The sequence below is a fragment of the Pseudomonas sp. WP18 genome, assembly GCF_036689585.1.
Classification (GTDB): Bacteria; Pseudomonadota; Gammaproteobacteria; order Pseudomonadales; family Pseudomonadaceae; genus Aquipseudomonas; species Aquipseudomonas chlororaphis_E.
In genome coordinates this window covers 5,742,427-5,761,772 of sequence record NZ_CP144758.1, presented here as the reverse complement: position 1 = coordinate 5,761,772, position 19,346 = coordinate 5,742,427, and the positions used below count along the sequence as shown (strand labels likewise).

The 19,346-nt window shown below is 63.4% G+C and carries 16 protein-coding genes and 1 pseudogene; 5 read left to right on the top strand and 12 right to left on the bottom strand.

Annotated elements, in window-relative coordinates:
- Positions 1-28 precede the first annotated feature (28 nt).
- Positions 29-922, bottom strand: a complete 894-nt coding sequence (locus tag V5F23_RS25730) for an acyltransferase (RefSeq protein WP_042729605.1) — start codon at positions 920-922, stop codon at positions 29-31.
- A gap of 308 nt (positions 923-1,230) precedes the next feature.
- Here V5F23_RS25730 and V5F23_RS25725 point away from each other — a divergent pair, with 308 nt between their 5' ends.
- From V5F23_RS25725 to creD, 4 genes are all read left to right on the top strand, one after another.
- The gene (locus V5F23_RS25725; RefSeq protein ID WP_042729606.1) at positions 1,231-1,737 is read left to right on the top strand and encodes an ATP-dependent zinc protease; all 507 of its coding nucleotides are present in this window, start codon (positions 1,231-1,233) and stop codon (positions 1,735-1,737) included.
- Positions 1,738-1,806: 69 nt separating this feature from the next.
- Positions 1,807-2,487, top strand: coding sequence for a two-component system response regulator CreB (creB, locus tag V5F23_RS25720; protein ID WP_042729607.1), 681 nt, complete (start codon positions 1,807-1,809; stop codon positions 2,485-2,487).
- Positions 2,487-3,905, top strand: coding sequence for a two-component system sensor histidine kinase CreC (gene creC / locus V5F23_RS25715; protein ID WP_042729608.1), 1,419 nt, complete (start codon positions 2,487-2,489; stop codon positions 3,903-3,905). Before creB ends, creC begins: the two co-directional genes overlap by 1 nt.
- A 139-nt stretch (positions 3,906-4,044) precedes the next feature.
- On the top strand, positions 4,045-5,418 hold the full coding sequence (creD, locus tag V5F23_RS25710; RefSeq protein WP_042729609.1) for a cell envelope integrity protein CreD: 1,374 nt from the start codon (positions 4,045-4,047) through the stop codon (positions 5,416-5,418).
- Between the two features lie 193 nt (positions 5,419-5,611).
- Here creD and V5F23_RS25705 read toward each other — a convergent pair whose 3' ends face one another.
- The 10 genes and pseudogenes from V5F23_RS25705 to V5F23_RS25660 form a co-directional block, all read right to left on the bottom strand.
- A complete protein-coding gene (locus V5F23_RS25705; protein ID WP_042729611.1) occupies positions 5,612-6,241 on the bottom strand; it encodes a glutathione S-transferase in 630 nt (209 codons plus the stop codon).
- Between the two features lie 97 nt (positions 6,242-6,338).
- Entirely contained in the window at positions 6,339-7,637 is a 1,299-nt protein-coding gene (locus tag V5F23_RS25700; protein ID WP_042729612.1) for an MFS transporter, read from the bottom strand.
- A gap of 207 nt (positions 7,638-7,844) precedes the next feature.
- Positions 7,845-8,024 carry a hypothetical protein gene (locus V5F23_RS25695; protein ID WP_042729613.1) on the bottom strand — a complete coding sequence of 60 codons (180 nt, stop codon included), beginning with the start codon at positions 8,022-8,024 and terminating at the stop codon, positions 7,845-7,847.
- The gene (locus tag V5F23_RS25690; RefSeq protein ID WP_047735917.1) at positions 8,021-9,151 is read right to left on the bottom strand and encodes a PepSY-associated TM helix domain-containing protein; all 1,131 of its coding nucleotides are present in this window, start codon (positions 9,149-9,151) and stop codon (positions 8,021-8,023) included. The genes V5F23_RS25695 and V5F23_RS25690 overlap by 4 nt, the downstream gene beginning before the upstream one ends.
- Positions 9,152-9,200: 49 nt before the next feature.
- Positions 9,201-9,332 (bottom strand): annotated as a pseudogene (locus V5F23_RS25685) (metal ABC transporter ATP-binding protein); the annotation flags it as partial.
- A gap of 33 nt (positions 9,333-9,365) precedes the next feature.
- Positions 9,366-11,804, bottom strand: coding sequence for a TonB-dependent siderophore receptor (locus V5F23_RS25680; protein WP_123579696.1), 2,439 nt, complete (start codon positions 11,802-11,804; stop codon positions 9,366-9,368).
- A 173-nt stretch (positions 11,805-11,977) separates the two neighbouring features.
- Positions 11,978-12,955 (bottom strand): FecR family protein, encoded by a 978-nt coding sequence (locus V5F23_RS25675; RefSeq protein ID WP_042729616.1) that lies wholly within the window; start codon positions 12,953-12,955, stop codon positions 11,978-11,980.
- On the bottom strand, positions 12,952-13,470 hold the full coding sequence (locus V5F23_RS25670) for an RNA polymerase sigma factor (RefSeq protein WP_042729617.1): 519 nt from the start codon (positions 13,468-13,470) through the stop codon (positions 12,952-12,954). The genes V5F23_RS25675 and V5F23_RS25670 overlap by 4 nt, the downstream gene beginning before the upstream one ends.
- Positions 13,471-13,690: 220 nt before the next feature.
- The gene (locus tag V5F23_RS25665) at positions 13,691-14,398 is read right to left on the bottom strand and encodes a 3'-5' exonuclease (protein WP_047735922.1); all 708 of its coding nucleotides are present in this window, start codon (positions 14,396-14,398) and stop codon (positions 13,691-13,693) included.
- Positions 14,395-16,329 carry a putative nucleotidyltransferase substrate binding domain-containing protein gene (locus tag V5F23_RS25660; RefSeq protein ID WP_311197337.1) on the bottom strand — a complete coding sequence of 645 codons (1,935 nt, stop codon included), beginning with the start codon at positions 16,327-16,329 and terminating at the stop codon, positions 14,395-14,397. The genes V5F23_RS25665 and V5F23_RS25660 overlap by 4 nt, the downstream gene beginning before the upstream one ends.
- Positions 16,330-16,587: 258 nt before the next feature.
- Between V5F23_RS25660 and V5F23_RS25655 the strand changes: the two genes are divergently transcribed.
- Entirely contained in the window at positions 16,588-17,034 is a 447-nt protein-coding gene (locus V5F23_RS25655) for a response regulator (RefSeq protein WP_042729620.1), read from the top strand.
- Positions 17,035-17,117: 83 nt separating this feature from the next.
- Here V5F23_RS25655 and V5F23_RS25650 read toward each other — a convergent pair whose 3' ends face one another.
- Positions 17,118-19,295 carry a malate synthase G gene (locus V5F23_RS25650; RefSeq protein WP_338496953.1) on the bottom strand — a complete coding sequence of 726 codons (2,178 nt, stop codon included), beginning with the start codon at positions 19,293-19,295 and terminating at the stop codon, positions 17,118-17,120.
- Positions 19,296-19,346 lie beyond the last annotated feature (51 nt).

Sequence of the window (19,346 nt, the reverse complement as noted above, 5' to 3'; positions counted from 1 at the left end):
TCCAGGCGCTGCCTACTAATCAGAAGTGTCAGTCGCTTTGCCTTTCGTCACGCAAAACTGCAATCCGCCGATCCTTGTCGGTCCACAGCTGATTCACCCAGTCCTGCACTTGTTGGCGAAATACCGGGTCGTTTTCGTAGTCGCCCTGCCACAGCGCCGGGTCCAGCTCGCGGGTCTGGATGTCGATGATGACCCGGGGCACGGCGCCGCTGATCAGGTCCCAGAACCCGGGGATCCGGTCTTGGGGATAGACCACCGTGACGTCCAGGATCGCGTCCAGTTGTTCGCCCATCGCCGCCAGTACGAACGCCACGCCACCGGCCTTGGGCTTGAGCAGGTGGGTGAAGGGCGATTGTTGCTGCTGGCTTTTGGCGGTGGTGAAGCGGGTGCCTTCGAGGTAATTGACCACGGTGACCGGTTGGCGCTTGAACAGCTCGCAGGCGGCCTTGGTGATTTCCAGGTCCTTGCCGGCCAGTTCCGGATTCTTGGCCAGGAAGGCCTTGGTGTAGCGCTTCATGAAGGGGTAGTCCAGCGCCCACCAGGCCAGGCCGAGGAACGGCACCCAGATCAGCTCCTTCTTGAGGAAGAACTTGAAGAACGGCGTGCGGCGGTTGAGGGTCTGGATCAGGGCGGGGATGTCCACCCAGGATTGGTGATTGCTGATGACCAGGTAGGACGTGTCGCCACGCAGGTCGGCACCGCCGCGGATGTCCCAACGGGTGGGGATGCACAGGGCGAAGATCAGCTTGTCGATTTCGGCCCAGGTCTCGGCGATCCACATCACCGCCCAGGAGGCGTAGTCACGAAAGCGTCCGGGCAGGATCAGCTTGAGCAGGGCGAACACCATCAATGGGCCGAACAGCACCAGGGTGTTGAGCAACAGCAGCAGCGTGACGAGACAGCCGGTGAGCAAGCGGCGCATAAATGACTCTTGCAGACAGATGGGCGGGCCATGATAAGCAGCTTCGGGCGGCAGGCCAAATAGGCGTGGACGAATGTTTCACTTTTTGGCCGGTATGCTGGGTTTGCTTCTGTGGCGAGGGGATTTATCCCCGTTGGGCAGCGCAGCTGCCCGAATGCTGTGCAGCGATCCAGCACCATGGCGAGCGCTTCGCACTCGAACGGGGATAAATCCCCTCGCCACAAAGGCAGCACAGTGGTGTCGAGGGCAACCGAACGAATTTATCGGCAACGGTCTAAAATCCCAACCCACACAGGAAGCCCTATCGCATGAAATCCATTCTCGCCCTGCTCTCCCTGGTGGCCCTTCCAGTGCTGGCCGCCGAGCCGACCCTGTACGGGCGCTATGAATACATCGCGCTGCCGGAAATCGGCGGTGAAGTGCTCAAGGCCAAGATGGACACCGGCGCGCTGACCGCTTCGCTGTCGGCCAAGGACATCGAGACCTTCACCCGCGACGGCGATGACTGGGTGCGCTTCCGCCTGGCCACCAAGGATGCGAGCAACAAGGTCTACGAGCACAAGATCGCGCGCATCAGCAAGATCAAGACCCGCTCCGAAGAAGATGACGACGACAACGAAACCATCGCCCCGAGCAAGCGCCCGGTGGTGGACCTGGAAATGTGCCTGGGTAACGTCAAGCGTACCGTGGAGGTCAACCTGACCGACCGCAGCAGCTTCAACTACCCGTTGCTGATCGGCGCCAAGGCCCTGCGCGAGTTTGGTGCAGCGGTGAACCCGGCTCGGCGTTATACGGCTGACAAGCCGGACTGCTGATTTCCCCGATTGACGTGCCCCTGGGGTTGGGGCACCGTTCCGGCAACTTTACTGTCGGGCGCGCAAGACATGCCTCATATTCTGATTGTCGAAGACGAAGCCGCCATCGCCGATACGCTGGTGTTTGCGCTGCAAGGAGAGGGTTTCGACACCACCTGGCTGAGCCTCGGCGCGGCGGCCCTCGAACACCAGAAGCACACGCCGGCGGACCTGATCATCCTCGATGTGGGCCTGCCGGATATCAGTGGATTTGAAACCTGCAAGAATCTCAGACGTTTCAGCGACGTTCCGGTCATTTTTCTGACAGCTCGGGATGGCGAGATCGACCGGGTCGTGGGCCTGGAGATCGGCGCCGACGATTACGTGGTCAAGCCCTTCAGCCCCCGGGAAGTGGCGGCCAGGGTCCGCGCGATTCTCAAGCGCGTGGCCCCGCGCCCGGCGCCGGAGTTGGGCACGGCGCTGTTCCAGGTGGACAACGACCGGGTGCAGATCAGCTATCGCGGCAAGCCGCTGAACCTGACCCGCCACGAGTTCCGCCTGCTTAACTGCCTGCTGGAGCAGCCGGAGCGGGTCTTCAGCCGCGAACAGTTGCTCGACGCCCTGGGTGTCGCCAGCGATGCCGGCTACGAGCGCAGCATCGACAGCCACATCAAGAGCGTGCGCGCCAAGTTGCGCCTGGTCAGGGCCGAGGCCGAGCCGATCCAGACCCATCGCGGCCTCGGCTACAGCTACAGCCCGGGGCACAGCTGATGTCGCTGGGGATCCGGATTTTCCTGGTCTACGTGCTGTTTATCGGCCTGACCGGGTATTTCGTGCTCGGCACGGTGATCGAGCAGATCCGCCCTGGCGTGCGCCAGTCCACCGAAGAAACCCTGGTGGACACGGCCAACCTGATGGCCGAGATCCTGCGGGACGATTTCAAGGCCGGTACCCTCAACCAGAATCGCTGGCCGCAACTGCTCAAGGCCTACGGCGAGCGCCAGCCGGCGGCGTCGATCTGGGGCTTGCCGAAGAACCAGGTCAACCATCGGATCTACGTCACCGATGCCAACGGGATCGTGGTGCTCGACTCCAGTGGGGTGGCGGTGGGCCAGGATTATTCGCGCTGGAACGACGTGTACCTGACCTTGCGCGGCCATTACGGCGCCCGTTCGAGCCGCAGCGATCCGGATGACCCGGCGTCCTCGGTGATGCACGTCGGCGCGCCCATTCGCGACAACGGCCGGATCATCGGCGTGGTCACCGTCGCCAAGCCCAACAGCTCGCTGCAGCCCTATATCGACCGCACGGAGCGGCGCCTGCTGTTGTATGGCGCTGGCTTGATCGGCCTGGGCCTGCTGCTCGGTGCTGCGCTGTCGTGGTGGCTCAGTTCGGCGCTGCGTCGCCTGACCCGTTATGCCCAGGCCGTCAGCCAGGGGCAAAGGGTGGAAGTGCCGCATTATCGCGGCGGCGAGTTCGAGCAACTGGCGGGCGCCGTGGAGCACATGCGCACGCAGTTGGAAGGCAAGGCCTATGTCGAGCGCTACGTGCACACGCTGACGCATGAACTCAAGAGCCCCCTGGCGGCGATTCGCGGCGCCGCCGAGCTGCTGCAAAGCGACATGCCCGCGGCCCAGCACCAGCGCTTCGTCAGCAACATCGACAGCGAAAGCGTGCGCATGCAGCAGTTGATCGAACGCCTGCTCAACCTGGCCCAGGTCGAACAGCGCCAGGGCCTGGAGGAAGTCATCGCGGTCCCGCTGGCGGCGTTGTTCGATCAACTGCTGGAGGCGCGCAGCGGTTGGATCGAGGGCCGTCAGTTGCGAATCGAACGGCACATCGCGGCCGACCTGGTGTTGATGGGCGAGCCGTTCCTGCTGCGCCAGGCGCTGGGCAACCTGCTGGAGAACGCCTTGGACTTCACCCCGGCCGAAGGGCTGCTGCGCCTCAGCGCCGAGCGTACCGGCCAGCGGGTGGAGATCCGCCTGTTCAATCAGGCCGAGCCGATCCCCGACTATGCGCTGCCACGCCTGAGTGAGCGTTTCTATTCCCTGCCGCGCCCTGGCACCGGCCGCAAGAGCACGGGCCTGGGGCTCAACTTCGTGGAGGAAGTGGTGCAGTTGCATGCCGGGGCGTTCACCATCGGCAATGTCGAGGGTGGGGTGGAAGTAGTGCTGCGGTTGCCCTGAAGAGCGAGTTCTCCCTGAAGGAATACCGTTGTGGCGAGGGCAAGAGCGGTCGAGTCTCCACACAATCTCCACATTGCCCCCATGAACGCCCCACACAGCCCCCCCAGACTCTCCCTCATTCGAACAGGGAGAGCCCCACATGAACCGCAGCCTCGCTATAAAACTGGGCATGATTGCCCTCTTGATCCTCCTGCTGATGATCCCCTTGCTGATGATCAACGGCCTCATCGACGAGCGCCAGGAACTGCGTGACGGTGTGCTGCAAGACATTGCCCGCAGTTCCAGCCGTAGCCAGCAACTCATTGGGCCGATGATCGTCGTGCCGTTTCGCAAGGACGTGCGGGTCTGGAACACCAACGAGAAGACCGGCGTGCGTTTCCTGGAAACCGTCGAGCAAAGCGGCGAGTTGTATTTCTTGCCAGAGCAGTTCGAACTCGACGGCCAGGTCCGCACCGAGACCCGCGCCCGGGGAATCTACGAGGCGCGGCTGTTCCACGCCGATAATCGTATCGACGGCCGCTTCAAGGTGCCTGAACACTATGGCGTCGCGACCAAGGACCTGGCCGACTACCGTTTCGACCAGCCGTACCTGACGGTCGGTATCAGTGACATCCGTGGCATCGAGAATGCGCTGACCCTGACGCTCAATCAGCAAACCGTCGATTTCCTGCCCGGCTCGCGAGTCGGCTGGCTGGGGCAGGGCGTGCACGTGCCGCTGCCGATGATCACTGCCCAGGGCAGTGCCGACCTGACCTTTGGTTTCGACCTGCGCCTGCAAGGCACCGGCGAGCTGCAGATCCTGCCGGTGGGCAAGTCTACCAAGGTGCATCTGTCGGCCGACTGGCCACACCCGAGTTTCATCGGCAATTACCTGCCGGTCCAGCGTGACATCAATGAGCAAGGCTTCAGTGCTGACTGGCAGACGTCGTTTTTTTCCACCAACCTCGAAGAAGCGCTGCAAAGCTGTGAAACCAGCGACAGCTGCGAGGCGTTCCGCAGCCGGGCTTTCGGCGTGAGTTTCATCGATCCGGTGGACCAGTACCTCAAGACCGACCGGGCGATCAAATATGCGCTGCTGTTCGTCGCGTTGACCTTCGCCGGCTTCTTCCTGTTCGAGGTGCTCAAGAGCCTGGCGGTGCACCCGGTGCAATACGCATTGGTAGGCGTGGCGCTGGCGTTCTTCTACCTGCTGTTGTTGTCGTTATCCGAGCACATCGGCTTCGCCCTGGCCTACCTGGCATCCGCCAGTGCCTGCGTGGTGTTGATCGGTTTCTATGTGTGCCATGTGTTGCGCAGCGTGAGCCATGGCGTGGCCTTTTCGGTGGGGCTGGCAGCGTTGTATGGCCTGCTCTACGGTTTGCTGAGCGCTGAGGACTACGCCTTGCTGATGGGCTCGTTGTTGCTGTTCGCCCTGCTCGGTGTGTTCATGGTGCTGACCCGCAAGCTGGACTGGTACGGGGTGGGGGCGAAGCCGGCAGCGGCCATGTCCTTCGAGCTGGGAGAGGTGAAATGAGCCGGTCGCTGGGGTTGCGGGAGGATCAGCGATTGGCAGAGGTGCTGGTGACGCGGATTGCCGGGTTGTTTCCGATGGGTCGCATTGGCCTTATCGCGAGCAAGCTCGCGCCCACAGGAGACCTCGTTTACCCAGGCAACGAAGCCAAATGTGGGAGCTTGCTCGCGATGGGGCCGGTGCAGCCAGGGCAGAACTAGACTTTGGGCACTGTTTCAATCATTGAAGGCCGCAAGCTCACCTCGGCAAACCACGCCGCCAATTGCGGGTTGGCCTTGCGCCATTCCAGGTCCGGGTGGCGCAGGTCGAGATAGCCCAAGGCACAGGCCACGCTGATGGACGCTACGTCGAAATGACTGGCCAACTCAGCAATGGCCTCGGCTTCAAGCACGCCCACGGCACGGCGGATCTTGTCCCGTTGCGCATCGAGCCATTCGTCCCAGTGCTTTTCCACCGGGCGCAGGGCGGTTTCATAACGAATCATGACTGCCGCATCCATGATGCCATCGGCCATGGAGGCCAGGGTCAGGCGTCGCCAGCGGGCCGCGCCGTCCCGGGGGATCAGTGGATTGCCGACATGCTGGTGGTCGAGGTAATCGAGGATCACGCGACTGTCATGGATCACCGTCCCGTTGGCCAGGCGCAGGGCCGGGATCTTGCTCAACGGGTTGTCGTCGATGAGCGCCCGGTCCGGCTTGACCGGTGTGAGCTGGCTGAGCTGCAACGCCACGCGGTCCTGCTGGCCGGTTTCGTGCAGCAGCACCAGGACCTTGCGAACGAAAGGTGAAGCGGGGTTGTGGAACAGCGTCATGCTGGGGGTGGACATGGCAACGTCTCGGGTCAGTGGCACGTGTTGCGCAGCATAGCGCGTCATCCGTGCCCAAGGCAGTGCGACCGGGCCGTGGTGGCCCGGTCGTCGCGGGTCAAGCGGCCGGTTGCAGCGCCTGGGGTTGCGCTGACGGTGTCGTCGGTTGTGGCTTGAGTTCCCGGGCGACGGTCCAGACGATAAACGCCGCGACCACGTCGAAGATCGCCAGCATCACGAACAGCGGGCTGTAGCCGATTTTGGTCACCATCACGCCAAACACCAGGGTGAAGGCCGCAGCGCCGAGGTAGCCGAACATCCCGCCCATGCCGGTGGCGGTGGCGACTTCATGCTTGCCGAACGAGTCGGACGTGATGGCGTACAGCGCGCCGGACAAGGTTTGGTGGGCGAAGCCGCCGATGCACAGCAGGGCGATGGCGGTGTACGGGCTCTCGACCAGGCCGATGCAGGCCGGGCCGATCATGCAGGACGCGCCGAACAGCAAGACCATCTTGCGGGAGGTGAACAGCGACACCTTGCAATACTTGTGGAAGAACGGACTCAGGTAACCGCCCAGCACGCAACCAAGGTCCGCGGCCAGGAACGGCAGCCAGGCGAACATCGCGATTTCCTTGATGTTCATATGCCGCTCGGTCATCAGGTACAGCGGGATCCAGGCATTGAAGGTCTGCCAGGCCGGCTCGGAGAGAATCCGCGCGCTGGCGATGGCGTAGAAGTTGCGGCTGGCAATGATCGTCTTCCAGCTGCCTTTTTTCGGCGCCTGGTCCTTGAAGTGGGCTTCCTGGCCGTTGAGGATGTAGTCGCGCTCGGTGTCGCTCAGGCGCTTCTGGTCACGTGGGTGCTTGTAGAGGATCAGCCACAGGAACGTCCAGGCGATGCCCAGGCCGCCGACGATCAGGAAGGCCAGTTCCCAGCCACTGTTCAGGATCGCCCAGACGACCAGCGGCGGGGCCAGGACGGCCCCGATCGACGAGCCGATGTTGAACCAGCCGATGGCGACCGAACGCTCCTTGGCCGGAAACCATTCGGTGGAGGCCTTGACCGCTGCCGGCAACCCGGCCGCTTCGGTCACGCCCAACAACCCACGGAAGAAGGCCAGGCCTTGCCAGCCCGAGGCCATGGCTGCCGCGGCGCAGGCCAGGGACCAGGCGAACGCAAAAATGGCGAAGCCCATCTTGGTGCCGATGGCATCGATGATGTAGCCGGCCACCGGCTGCATCAGCGCGTAGCAGACCTGCCAGGCCACGACGATGTGCGAATACTGCTCGGTGGAAATGTTCATGTCGCTCATCAGGGTGGGGGCAGCCACCGAGAGGGTATTGCGGGCCAGGTAGTTGACCATCAGGCCGGCCGTGACCAGGCCGACCATCCACCAGCGGATGCCTTTGATTTTCATCACTTCACCATGATTATTTTTGGATTTGGTGTCGCAGGGATGTTTGTTGTAGGTTGTCGTACAACGTGCGCATTTATAGGAGTGCAAGGATAAATTTGTCAACAAATATGTCAGTGGGCAGGCGCGCGCATGCCGCGACGCGGCGAAGTGTCGTCGTATAACGTCAGGAGAAAGGGCGCCAGATCAATGGGATGGCGCCCGGAGGGCTCAGCGGCGCGGGAGCAATCCCCGCACCCCCAACACGCACGGCACGCCCAGCCCGAGCCAGCTCACGGCGTCCCACAGGCCATCGCCCAGCAAGGCGCTGAACAACCCGGCGGCGCAGAGCACGCCGATCCCCATGGGAAGGCCAAACACCCTCCAGAAACTCGACTGGCGCGGCTTCACGAGGTGGCCTGCGCGGTAATGGCTGCTGGCTTGGCCGCTTTGCGCCGCACCACCCACAGGTAGACGCCGCTGCCGAGCACGATGATGGTCAGCACGTCGAGGACCGCCCAGAAAATCTGCATCGGCCGGCCGCCGTAGTCGCCGAAATGCAGGGGCAGCGACAGGCTCATGACGTCCATGTACCACGGGCGTTCGGCCACGGCGGTGACGGCCAGGGTGCTGGCGTCGATCAGCACCGGCGTGAGCAGGTGAGACGTCAGGTGAGTGTTGCCCTTCATGAACACGCCATAGTGGTGGGCGCTGGAGAACAGCGTGCCGGGGAAGGCGATGAAACTGGGCTCCATGCCGGGCGCGACGTCCCTGGCGATGTCCAGCAGGCGGGTGGCCGGTGCCAGTTGCGTCAGTGGCGGGGCATCGCGATAAGGTTCGATCATGCTGCTGAGGCTATCGTTGCGCCAGGCGGCGATGATCAACTCGGCGCACGCGGCAATCACGCCGGTGACCCCCACCGTCAGCGCCCAGACCAGCGTGACCACGCCGATCAGGTTGTGCAGGTCGAGCCAGCGCAGGCGGGTCGATTTGTCCTGGCGCACGGTGGCGAACTTCAAGCGGCGCATGAACGGCAGGTACAAGACCACCCCGGAGACGATGGCCACCACGAACAGCAGGCCCATGAACGCCAGGAACAACTTGCCTGGCAAGCCGGCGAACATGTCCACGTGCAGGCGCAGCATGACCATCATGAAGCCGCCATTGGCCGAGGGCATTTCCAGGGCTTCACCGGTGCGCCCGTCGAGCATGAAGGTGTGGGACGAATTGGGCTCGGTGCCCGGCGTCGGCGCCATGATGGTGATGACGCCGTTGGGCTCGTCTTCATCCCAGCCAAAGTACTGGACCACTTCGCCGGGACGATGGGCCTTGGCTTTTTCCACCAGTTGCGCAAGGTCCAGGGGCGGCGTGTCGGCGGGCATTTGCCGCAGCTCGGGGGCGTCGCCCAGCAGGTGTTCGATTTCATGGTGGAAGATCAACGGCAGCCCGGTGATCGCCAGCATCAGCAGGAACACCGTGCAGATCAGGCTGGTCCAGGTGTGGACGAAGGACCAGCGGCGGATGGTTTTGCTTTTCATGGTCGATCCGAATGCGAGAGGGCCTCGATGCCAGAGCCCCGTCAGCCAAGCCGCGAACCTGTGGGAGCGAGCTTGCTCGCGAAGACGGCGTAACAGTCAACGTTGATGTTGTCTGGCGCACCGCTTTCGCGAGCAAGCTCGCTCCCACAGGGGGTATTTGGCTGACAGGTCTTCGGGACAGGTGCCCTCGAAAGGTTTTGCAAATGCTAACCGTTTACCATTTGTAATTCACGCTGGCGACGACATTGCGCTGGTCGCCGTAGTAGCAATAGAACCCGTCGCAGGTGGACAGGTAGTCCTTGTTGAAGATGTTTTTCGCGTCCACCGCCACCGACACGCCCTTGAGGGCGTTGCTCAGGCGTCCCAGGTCGTAGTGGGCCGAGGCGTCGTACACGGTGTAGGAACCGACGTGGCCCCAATCGGTGTTGGTGGTGTTGCCATAGGTGTCGCCGACATAGCGCACACCCGCGCCGACGCCAAAGCCATCGAGCGGGCCGTTGTGCCAGGTGTAGTCGGCCCATGCGGTGGCCTGGTTACGAGGCACCTGGGCCATGCGCTTGCCTTTTTCGGCGGCGGTGCCCTTGGTGATCTCGCTGTCGTTGTAGGTGTAGGACCCGACCAGTTTCAGGTTGTCGGTGACATCGCCAGAGGCTTCCAGCTCCAGGCCGCGAACTTGCACTTCACCCACCTGGCGGGTGATGTTGTTCTCGGTGACGGAGTTGTTTTTCTGGGTCAGGTCAAACACGGCGGCGGTCAGCAAGGTCTTGGTGCCGGGCGGCTGGTACTTGATACCGGCTTCGTATTGTTCGCCTTCGGTGGGTTTGAACGCCTGGGTGCTGGTGATGACCGAACCGGTCGCCGCCTGGAACGACTGGGCGAAGGAAATGTACGGCGTCACGCCGTTATCGAAGACGTAGCTCAGCGCTGCGTTGCCGCTGAATTTCTTGTCGCGCTGGGTGGTGGTCGCATCGTTCTGGTTGTGGAACAGCGTGCCGGTGTGAATCCAGTCTTCACGCCCGCCGAGGGTCAGGCGCCAGTTGTCAAGGGCCATCTGGTCCTGGACGTAGAGGCCGGTCTGGTTGGTCTTCTGGTTGTAGTCGTACATGGTGAAGTACTGGACGTTGGAGAAGTCCTGCCCATAGACCGGGTTGTTGATGTTGCTGGTCGGCACGCCGCCGGAGCCCCACTGCCAGCGCGCGTTGCTGTTGGAGCGCTGGTGATCCAGGCCCAGCAAAAGGGTGTGGCTCAAGGCGCCGGTCTGGAAGTCGGCCTGGAAGTTGTTGTCCACGGCGAACTGGCTGATGTCTTCGTCGACAATGCTGGCGCTGCGCTTGACGGTGCCGTCGGCGCTCACCGAGGTGTCAGGACCGTCCGGCCAGAACGAGCCGCCGGCGGAGATGCCCTGGAATTCCAGATCGCTCTTGGTATAGCGCAGGTTCTGGCGGAACTGCCAGGTGTCGTTGAGGCGATGTTCGAAGGCATAGCCCAGTGCGTAGTAGGTGCGGTCGTAGAACTCCCAATCCGGGTCGCCGAGGTTCTTGTGGTGGGAAATCGTGCCTGCCGGCGAGGCCAGCTTGGTGCCTTGCAACGGCAGGAATTGCCCGGTGATGCCGGTGTCGTCGCGGGTGTACTGGGACAGGAAGGTCAGGCGGGTGTCGTCGTTGATGTTCCAGGTCAGGCTGGGGGCGATGTTGTAGCGCTTGTCCGGAATGTGGTCGACCTGGGCATTGCTGTCGCGCACGGTGCCGCTGACCCGATAGAGAAACTGGCCTTCGTCGTCGACCTTGCCGGTGCTGTCGAAGTTGATCTGCTTGTGCTCGTTGCTGCCGGCCTGCAATTGGACTTCGTGGCTGCTGTCGGCCTGGGGACGACGGCTGACCATGTCCAGCATGCCGCCCGGTGGCGTCTGGCCGTAGACCGAGGAGGCCGGGCCACGCAGCACGGCGATGCGCTCAAGGTTCCAGGTCTCGATCTTGGGCGTGACGTAGTTGCCCCGCGGCAGTGGCAGGCCGTCGAGGAACTGGGTCGGCACGAAGCCGCGCACCAGCAGCCAGTCGTTGCGCGTATCCGAACCATACCCGCTGCTCTGCACGCCGGCGGTGTAGCGCAGCGCGTCGTTGAGGTTGAGCACGGAGCGGTCTTCCATCTGCTGGCGCGTGACCACCGAGACCGAGCGCGGCAGCTCGACGATCGGTGTATCGGTCTTGGTGCCGGCGGCGGTGCGGGTGGCGGCATAGCCCTCGGTCGGGCCCCACGCGGTTTCGCTGCTGCCCGCGCCGATCACGCTGGTTTCCGGCAACACCATGACGCCCTCCGGCACGGCCACCAGGCTGTAGGTGCCGGCGCTGCTTTGCTCCAGTTGCAGGCCGGTGCCGCGCAGCGCTTCACGCAACGCGCCGGTGGCATCGAACTGGCCCTGCACCGGTGCCGATGTTTTGCCCGATGCCAGGGACGGGTTCAGGCTCAGCGCAAGGCCGGCCTGGCTGGCGATCTGGTTCAAGGTACTGGCCAACGGCGCGGCGGGCAGATTGTAGGCGTGCAGGCTGGTGGCCTGCTCGGCGGCCAACAGCGGCCCGCTGGCGAGCGGGGCGGCAAAGGCAATGGCGACGGCCAGCAGGCTGGGGCGCAACAGGGTGTCTAGCGGGCGGGACATACGGCGGCTCCTGAATGGAAATATTTCTCAATTGCCTGAGTGCCGGATGAGAATCGAAAAGTGATAGGGCGGGATGAAAATAATTTAGATTCAGCGTGCAAGCGGGTGGGCAATGTCGGGGGCGATGGTCTCTTCGCGAGTTTGAACGTAAAGAAGGCCTTGCGCCCGTCCGATTACTTGGATTTTGCTCCGTCCCTAGGCGCCACCACGGCCCACCACCGCGTGTGATGCTCGACCTGCACCGGCAAGGTCGGCAGCAGCGCCGCCAAGGCCAGGTCGGTGTCGTGCAGCGGGAAGCTGCCGGTGATGCGCAGGTCCGCGACCTGCGGCTCGACGCCCAGGTAGCCGCGCCGATAGCGCCCCAGTTCGTGCACCAGATCCTCCAGGCGGGCGTTGTCGACCACCAACATGCCGCGGGTCCAGGCGTCTGCGCCGGGACCCAGCGCCAACGTCGGCCCGAGCCCGTCGCGGCGCATCAGCACTTGCTGGCCTTCGCGCAGGACCTGCTCTTCGTCCGTTGCCTGGGGGTGCGCGGCCACGGCCGATTGCAACACGCTCAGGCGCGTGCCCTGGTCTTCTCGCTTGACCAGGAACCGCGTGCCCAAGGCACGCAGGCGGCCTTCGCGGGTTTCGACGATGAAGGGACGCGGGTCGTTGTGGCCGGTTTCCACCAGGATCTCGCCTTCCTGCAGGACAATGCGTCGCTGCCGGGCATCGAAGCGCACGTCCAGCGCGCTGTGGGTGTTGAGGTTGACCACTGTTCCGTCGGCCAGGCGCAGGGTGCGCTGTTCGCCCGTGGCGGTGCGCTGGTCGGCCAGCCAATAGTCCAGCGACAGGTAGCGCTCGGCGACGAACAGCGTCAGGCCGACGACTGCGACCAGGCTGGCCAGGCCGCTGCCCATCTTGCGCAACCGTCGCCGGAGGGTCGTGCGCGATTGCAACAATGCGGCCCGCGCCGGCCCGCTGGCGACGCTGAAACGCTGGTCGAGCATGCCCAACTGCCGCCAGGCGCGGGCATGTTCTTCATCGGCGGCATGCCAGCGGGCGAACGCCTCGCGCTCCTGGGCGCTGCCCGAATCCAGCGACAACTGCCAGGCAATGGCGGCATCCAGCACACGGGCCGATACCGGTTTGGCGCAGGCTGGGTTCATGTCGGCTCGCCATACAGGGCGATGTAGCACTGGCGAATGCCCTGGGCCAGGTATTGCCGTACCCGTGGCACCGAAACCCCCAGGCGCTGGGCGATCTCGGCGTGGCCGAGACCGTCGAGGCGGTTGTAGAGAAAGGCAGCGCGAGCCTTGCTCGACAACTGGCCGAGCAGCCGGTCGATGTGCTTGAGGTCTTCGAGGATCATCTGCTGTTCTTCCAGCGACGGCTGTTCGCTTTCGGGGATCAGCATCAACTCGGTGAGGTAGGCCTGCTCCAGGGCTGCCCGGCGGAAATAATCGAACAGCAGCCCCTTGGCGATCGCCACCAGGAACGCCCGCGGCTCGCGAGGCGTGGTCAGTTGGTCGCGGCCGAGCAGGCGCACGAACGTGTCCTGGCTCAAGTCCTCGGCCCGTTGTGCACAGGCCACGTTGCGCCGCAACCAGGCCAATAGCCAACCGCGATGGTCACGGTACAACGCACCAACCAGATCACTGTGAGGGCTAGGAACTGACGACACGGAGCATCACCGATGTTTTAAGTAACGAGAATTGTTCGCGATTGTGACAGAGGCGGCAGAGCGAAAGCAATTGGCACTGGTCGGGTGGGGCTTCTGGGGTTGTTGGGTGTGGGAGCGAGATTGCTCGCGATGATGAGCGATCAACTCATATCAGTGTCGGCCGACAGTACGCTATCGCGAGCAAGCTCCCACAGGGCCGATGGTGTTCTCCTAACAGGGGTTAGATCGAAGGCGCCTGCTGCCGGCGTTTCCATTGGCCCAGGCGCTGCTGCAACGCCAGCGGGCTGGGGATCTGTTGCTGGCGGGCGCGGCTGAACAGGATCAGCGCCAGTTCCGCCGTGGCCAGGGCGTCGGCGCTGGCGTTGTGGCGCTCCTGCACCTGCAGCTTGAACGCGTCGATCCAGTCGTCCAGGCCCGCCTGGCGCAGGGCGACCTGGGGGCAGAGCATCGGGGCCAGGTCCGCGACGTCGAGGAACGGGTGCTGCAAGCGATAGCCCAGGTGATCCTTCAATGCGCGCCCGAGCATGTGGGCATCGAAGGGTGAGTGGAAGGCCAGCAACGGGCTGTCGCCGACGTACTCCATGAACGCCAGCAACGCTTCGGCCGGTTCGCTGCCAGCGGCAATCGTGCTCGGCGCCAGGCCATGGATCAACACGCTGGGCCCGAGCTTTTGTTTGTCGCATTGCAAGGTGCGTTCGAACTGCTGGCCGAAATCGATCGCGCCGTCTTCGATGGCCACTGCGCCAATGGACAGCACCTGGTCCTTGTTGAGGTTCAGCCCGGTGGTTTCCAGGTCCAGCACCACCCAACGCTGTTCCCGCAGGCTGCATTCACCCAGGGCGGCAGCCGACGGCAGGTCTGCCAGGCGTTGCTGCAAGGCGTCCGGCAATGACGGCTGGGCCGGGCGCAGCCAGGAAAACAGGCTCACAGCTGATACCTCAGGCTCAGGCTGCTTTGCAGACGTTGGGCCTGGCGCAGGGATTCGCGCAGGATGCGTCGGTCCAGATGGTTGAGGCTGTCGGGGTCGACGCGGTTGGAGTACGGCAGGTTCTCGCGGGTTTGCAGTTGATGCTGTTGCATGCGGGTCTGTTGGATGAAGTGATAGGCCTCTTCATAGGCCGCGCCGTCGAGGGGTTCGATCACCTGGCGGGCGACCAGTTGCCGCAAGCGCTCCAGGGTGTTGTTGGCGCCGATGCCATTGGCCAGGGCCAGCAAACGGGCGCCGTCCACGAAAGGCGTCAGGCCTTGCACCTTGAGGTCGAGGGTGGCTTTTTCACCGTTCTTGCGGCTGAGCACAAACTCTCTGAAGCGCCCCACCGGCGGGCGATGGCGCAACGCGTTGTCGGCCATCATGCGCTGGAACAGACGGTTATCGCCCACCTGGTCGAGGATCTGCTGGCGCAATTGTTCGCAACCTTGTTCGTCACCCCAGACCACCCGCAGGTCGAAATAGATGCTCGAGCCCAACAGGTTCTCCGGCGTCGCCTCGCGAATGAACGCGGCAAAGCGCCGGGCCCATTCGGCGCGGGACAGACACAGCTCGGGGTTGCCGGCCATGATGTTGCCCTTGCACAGCGTGAAGCCGCACAGGGCCAGGCTCTGGTTGATCTGTTGGGCGATGGGCAGCAGCAGGCCTCGGATCTGCGCGGCGTGGGCGGCGTCCCGGGCTTCGAACAGGATGCCGTTGTCCTGGTCGGTGTGCAGGGTTTGCTCGCGGCGGCCTTCGCTGCCGAAACACAGCCAACTGAACGGCACGCCGGGGTCGCCCTTGTCGGCCAGGGTCAGCTCGATGATCCGGCACACCGTGTGGTCGTTGAGCAACGTGATGATGTGAGTGATCTGGGTCGAGGAGGCGCCATGGGCGAGCATGCGCTCCACCAGTTGACCGATCTCGCCACGCAGGGCCACCAGGTTTTCCACCTTCGGTGCGCTGCGGATGGTACGGGCCAGGTGCACCAGGTCGACTCGTTGCAGGGAAAACAGATCACGCTCGGACACCACGCCGCACAGGCGCTGCTCCTTGACCAGGCAGACGTGGGCGATGTGACGTTCGGTCATGGCAATCGCGGCGTCGAAGGCGCTGTGGTCCGGCGACAGGAAAAACGGCGCCTGAGTCATGTGCCCGGCGATGGCCTGGGAGAAATCCCCGGCCCCATCGGCCACCACTTGCCGCAGGTCGCGCAGGGTGAAAATCCCGACCGGCGTCTTCTGTTCCGTCACGACCACGATGCTGCCAACCTGTTGCTCGTGCATCAGTTTCACGGCTTCGCGCAAGGGCGTGTCGGGGCTGCAACTCACTGGGTGACGCATCGCCAGTTCACCCAGGCGCGTATTGAGGGAGTACTGCGTGCCCAGGGTCTGCGCGGATTTCTGTTGGACCTGCTGGTTGACCTGGTCCAGGAGGCTGCTGACCCCGCGCAAGGCGAAGTCGCGAAACGGCCCGGAGAGGGCGAACAGCTTGATGAAGGCCTGTTTGTTCAGTTGCAGGCAGAACGTGTCCTCGCCGGCCCGGTGTTCGGTGCGGGTGGCGCGCTCGCCGAGCAAGGCGGCGAGGGGAAAACACTCGCCGGTGGTGATTTCGAAGGTGGTCTCGGTGCCGCCCTTGGCCGAATGCGGACGCTCGCCCACCACCCGGCCCTGCTTGACGATGTAGAAGTGTTCCACCGGGCCATCGGCCGGCTTGATGATGGTTTCGCCAGTGGCGTAGAAACGCAGCAGGCATTGCTCCACCAGGTACGCCAGGTGGGCATTTTCCATGTGGTTGAACGGCGGGAAGCGCTGGAGAAACTGCAGTGTCCCCTGGATGTTTTGCAACACCGCGGTTTTCCCTGCCTGGGTGAAGGCGTCCGCTTTTTTCATAGCCATTACGCAATCTTTTTCGAATTGTTGTGGTCGGATCTGTTCTCCCATGGTCGGCCCCTGAGCGCGGGGTGCCCATTGGACGTAAGTCTAGGTCGCCCGCGATAGGGCGAAACCGGGGGGAAATGCCCTGTGAGGGCCTTAAAAAAACTTCATTAAATGTTCTTGGAAAAAAATCCGACGAAGTGCACATTGAAGCGCCTTGCAACGATGTCTGACCACTTGCCAAGGGAATGATTCGAGAACGTAGAGAGCCCCATGTCCGACCACGATATTTTGAGTGACGCCGAGCGCGAGGCGCTGAGTGCCGTCATGCTGGAACCCGACCTGCCGCCGCAGCGAGTCTTGATCGTCGATGACGACAAGGACGCCCGTGAACTGCTGTCGGAAATTCTGGCGCTGGACGGGATTCACTGCATGACCGCCGCCAGCGGTGAAACGGCACTCAAGATGCTGGAAACCAAGCCGTCGATCGGCCTGATAATCACTGATCTGCGCATGGGCAATGTCGATGGCCTGGAACTGGTCCGCCTGGTGCGCGAGTCCGAGCGGGCAGCGTTGCCGATCATCCTGGTGTCCGGCGACGCCGACGTGAAGGACGCCATCGAAGCCATGCACCTGAGCGTGGTGGACTTCCTGCTCAAGCCCATCGATACGGAGAAATTGTTGGGGTTGGTCAAGCGGGAGTTGGGGATGGACCTCTAGCCTGTGGCGATCGGTCCGCACGGCAAACAAAAAAGGCCCTGATCGCAAGATCAGGGCCTTTCTCATTGATCGCTACCGCTCAATCACAACCCATTGGCTGCCTTGAACTCACGACGGCGGCGGTGCAGCACCGGCTCGGTGTAGCCGTTAGGCTGGCGGGTGCCTTCGATCACCAGTTCGACCGCCGCCTGGAAGGCGATGTTGCTGTCGAAGTCCGGTGCCAGCGGGCGGTACAGCGGGTCGTTGGCGTTCTGGCGATCCACCACCGGCGCCATGCGCTTGAGGCTTTCCATCACCTGGTCCTGCGTGACGATGCCATGGCGCAGCCAGTTGGCGATGTGCTGGCTGGAAATGCGCAGCGTCGCCCGGTCTTCCATCAGGCCGATGTCGTTGATGTCCGGCACCTTGGAACAACCCACGCCTTGGTCGATCCAGCGCACCACGTAGCCGAGGATGCCCTGGGCGTTGTTGTCCAGTTCGTTCCTGATCTGCTCCGGTGTCCAGTTCGGGTTGGCGGCCAGCGGGATGGTCAGGATGTCGTCCACCGACGCGCGGGTGCGCTTGGCCAGTTCGGCCTGGCGAGCGAATACGTCGACCTTGTGGTAGTGCAGGGCGTGCAGGGCAGCGGCGGTCGGCGACGGCACCCAGGCGGTGTTGGCGCCGGCCATTGGGTGGGCGACTTTCTGTTCGAGCATCGCCGCCATCAGGTCGGGCATGGCCCACATGCCCTTGCCGATTTGTGCGCGACCTTGCAGGCCGGTGCTCAAACCGATGTCGACGTTCCAGTTTTCGTACGCGGCGATCCACTTCTCGGCCTTCATGTCGGCCTTGCGCACCATCGGGCCGGCTTCCATCGAGGTGTGGATTTCGTCGCCGGTGCGGTCCAGGAAGCCGGTGTTGATGAACACCACGCGCTCGCTGGCTGCCTTGATGCAGGCCTTGAGGTTGACCGTGGTGCGGCGCTCCTCGTCCATGATCCCGACCTTGAGGGTGTTGCGCGGCAGGTTCAGCACGTCTTCGATACGACCGAACAGCTCGTTGGTGAAGGCGGCTTCCTCGGGCCCGTGCATCTTCGGCTTGACGATGTACACCGAGCCGGTGCGGCTGTTGCGGCGGGAGGTGTTGCCGTTGAGGCTGTGGATCGCCGCCAGGCTGGTGATCAGGCCGTCGAGGATACCTTCCGGCACTTCGTTGCCGTGCTTGTCCAGGATCGCGTCGATGGTCATCAGGTGCCCGACGTTACGCACGAACAGCAGCGAGCGACCGTGCAGCGTCAGGCCCGAGCCGTCGGCGGTGGTGTAGGCGCGGTCGGCGTTCATGGTGCGGGTGAACGTCTGGTCGCCCTTGGTCACTTGCTCCGACAGATCACCCTTCATCAGGCCGAGCCAGTTACGGTAGATCACCACCTTGTCATCGGCGTCGACGGCGGCGACCGAGTCTTCGCAGTCCATGATGGTGGTCAGCGCCGCTTCCATCAGGATGTCTTTCACACCAGCCGCGTCGGTCTGGCCGACCGGGGTGCTGGCGTCGATCTGGATTTCGAAGTGCAGACCGTTGTGCTTGAGCAGCACGGCGGCCGGCGCCGCGGCATCACCCTGGAAACCGATCAGTTGAGCATCGTCACGCAGGCCACTGTTGCTGCCGCCCTTGAGGGTGACCACCAGTTTGCCGTCGACGATCTTGTAGGCGGTGGAGTCGACATGGGAGCCGGCCGCCAGGGGGGCTGCTTCGTCGAGGAAGGCGCGGGCGAAGGCAATGACCTTGTCGCCGCGAACCTTGTTGTAGCCCTTGCCCTTTTGTGCGCCGTCGGCTTCGCTGATGGCGTCGGTGCCGTACAGCGCGTCGTACAGCGAACCCCAGCGGGCATTCGAGGCGTTGAGGGCGAAGCGGGCGTTCATCACCGGCACCACCAACTGCGGGCCGGCCATGCGGGCGATTTCGTCATCGACGTTTTGGGTCGCGGCCTGGAAATCCGCCGCTTCTGGCAGCAGATATCCGATGTCTTGCAGGAAGGCTTTGTAAGCCACGGCGTCGTGGGCCTGGCCGGCACGGGCCTGATGCCAGGCATCGATCCGTGCCTGGAAGTCGTCGCGTTTGGCGAGTAGGGCTTGGTTCTTCGGTGCCAGATCATGGATGACCTTGTCGGCACCGGCCCAGAATGCGTCGGCGGTGAGGCCGGTTCCGGGAATGGCTTCGTTATTCACGAAGTCGAACAGGACTTTGGCGACCTGCAGGCCACCGACTTGAACGTGTTCAGTCATTGCTTGCCTCACTCTGCTCAGCTATTTCGCTTTTCAGCTCTTCGATTTTGA